At 66.4% G+C, this 2,527-nt stretch carries 3 protein-coding genes; all 3 read left to right on the top strand.

Features of this window, described 5'->3' with window-relative positions:
• A partial coding sequence (locus IE198_RS34740) for an ABC transporter substrate-binding protein (RefSeq protein ID WP_189894066.1) occupies positions 1 to 802 on the top strand: 802 nt, incomplete at its 5' end.
• A 45-nt stretch (positions 803 to 847) separates the two neighbouring features.
• On the top strand, positions 848 to 1,819 hold the full coding sequence (locus IE198_RS34735; protein WP_189894064.1) for an amino acid ABC transporter permease: 972 nt from the start codon (positions 848 to 850) through the stop codon (positions 1,817 to 1,819).
• A partial coding sequence (locus IE198_RS34730; protein ID WP_189894062.1) for an amino acid ABC transporter ATP-binding protein occupies positions 1,816 to 2,527 on the top strand: 712 nt, incomplete at its 3' end. The genes IE198_RS34735 and IE198_RS34730, both read left to right, overlap by 4 nt.

Raw genomic sequence — 2,527 nt, 5'->3', positions numbered from 1 at the left:
CGCGTCCGCGGCGCCGCTTGCCGACAAGCTGCCGAAGGAGATCCGGGACGAGGGCGTCATCAAGGTGGGTTCGGACATCGCCTATGCGCCGATGGAGTTCATGGACGAGAGCAACAAGCCGGCCGGTGTGGACATCGATATCGCCAAGGCGCTCGGTGAGGCGCTCGGTGTCGAGTTCCGGTTCGAGAACGCCACGTTCGACCAGCTGGTGCTGGGCATGAACAACGGCCGCACGGACATCGTCATGTCGTCGATGACGGACACCAAGGAGCGTCAGCAGGGTGCGACGCAGGACGCCAAGGGCGGCGCCGACTTCGTCAACTACTTCAGGGCCGGCTCCGCGATTCTGGTCCAGAAGGGCAACCCCGAGAAGATCAGCACGCTGGATGACCTGTGCGGTCTGACCGTGGCCGCCCAGCGGGGCACGGCGAACCAGACGCTGCTCGAGCAGACGCAGAAGAAGTGCGGCTCGGACAAGATCAAGCCGTTCATCTCCGACCAGGACACCGACTCGATCACGCAGCTGCAGACCAAGCGTGCCGACGCGGTCATCACCGACTTCCCGGTCGCCCTCTACAACGAGCTGAACGCCGGTGGCGGCAAGCTCTTCGAGGTGGTCGGCGAGCAGATCGACGCCGCGCCGTACGGCATCGCCGTCAGCAAGAAGAACACGCAGCTGCGCGACGCCCTGCAGGCGGCCGTCCAGCACATCATCGACGACGGTTCGTACGCACAGGTGCTCAAGGAGTGGAAGGCCGAGAGCGGCGCCATCGACAAGGCCACCGTCAACGCCGGCAAGTGACCGCCACCGGTCGCCACCCCCTCCACCAGGTAAGGCAGCAACCCTGTGACTGACCCCCTCGACAAGGTGCCGTCCGACGTCCCACCGGACGGCGGTAGCGGTGCTTCCCCCCGCAAGGCCCCCGCGGGCTCCATCAAGGCGGTTCCGGTGCGCCACTACGGGCGCTGGATCGGCGCCGTCGTGGTGCTCGGGCTCCTCGCACTGCTGGTGCGGGCGTTCGCGGACGCCCAGATCCAGTGGAGCGTGGTCGGTGACCAGATCACCAACGGCACCTTCGCGTGGGGCGCCTGGGAGACCCTGAAGATCACCGTCTACTCGATGGTGATCGGTGTGGTCCTCGGCGCGGTCCTCGCGGTGATGAGGCTTTCGCCCAACCCGGTTCTGTCCGCCGTGGCCTGGGGCTACATCTGGTTCTTCCGCGGTACTCCGGTGCTGGTGCAGATCCTGCTGTGGTTCAACCTCTCGCTCGTCTTCGAGTACCTCGACCTCGGTTTCCTCTACAAGGACGAGATGAACCAGGTCATGACCCCGTTCGTGGCGGCGCTGCTGGCGCTCGGCCTGAACGAGGCCGCGTACATGGCCGAGATCTGCCGGGCCGGCATCCAGTCGGTCGACGCGGGCCAGACCGAGGCGGCGCACGCGCTGGGCATGAAGGGCGGCCGGACGATGCGCCGCATCGTCCTGCCGCAGGCCATGCGGGTGATCATCCCGCCGACCGGCAACGAGTTCATCAACATGCTCAAGACCTCCTCGCTGGCCTTCGCCATCGGCTACGGCGAGCTGTTCCTGCGGGGCCGTGAATTCGGCTCCCGGACGCTGGCCATCATGGAGGGCTACATCGTGATCTCGCTCTGGTACCTGCTGCTGACGACCGTCTTCAGCATCGGCCAGTACTACCTGGAGCGGTACTACGCCCGCGGTTCGAGCCGTTCGCTGCCCCCGACGCCCCTCCAGCGTCTGCGCAAGCAGCTGTCCTCGTTCCGTGTGCACAGCAACGTCGGAGGCGTGAAGGTATGAAGTCCCAGTCGACGCAGCCGATGGTGAAGGCCGAGGACGTCCACAAGGCGTTCGGCCATGTGAAGGTCCTCAAGGGCATCGACCTGGAAGTCGCACCCCGTGAGGTGTTCTGCCTGGTCGGCCCCTCCGGCTCCGGCAAGTCGACCTTCCTGCGGTGCATCAACCACCTGGAGAAGATCAACGGCGGCCGTCTGTCGGTCGACGGACAGCTGGTGGGCTACCGCGAGAAGGGCGACAAGCTCTACGAGCTGAAGGAGAAGGAGGTCGCGGCACAGCGCAGGAACATCGGCATGGTCTTCCAGCGCTTCAACCTCTTCCCCCACATGACGGCCCTGGCCAACGTCATGGAAGCCCCCGTCCAGGTCAAGGGCGAATCCAAGGCCGTCGCCCGCGAACGGGCCCTGCGCCTGCTGGACCGGGTCGGACTGGCCGACAAGGCCGGCAACTACCCCACCCAGCTCTCCGGCGGCCAGCAGCAGCGCGTCGCCATCGCCCGCGCACTGGCGATGGAGCCGAAACTGATGCTCTTCGACGAGCCGACCTCCGCCCTCGACCCGGAACTCGTCGGTGAGGTCCTGGACGTCATGCGCGGTCTCGCCGAGGACGGCATGACCATGATCGTCGTCACCCACGAGATGGGCTTCGCCCGCGAGGTCGGCGACGCACTCGTCTTCATGGACGACGGCGTCGTCGTCGAGTCCGGCCACC

It is taken from the genome of Streptomyces xantholiticus (assembly GCF_014651015.1).
GTDB lineage: Bacteria > Actinomycetota > Actinomycetes > Streptomycetales > Streptomycetaceae > Streptomyces > Streptomyces xantholiticus.
The sequence above is the reverse complement of the archived record's forward strand: the minus strand, read 5'-3'. Positions and strand labels throughout refer to the sequence as shown.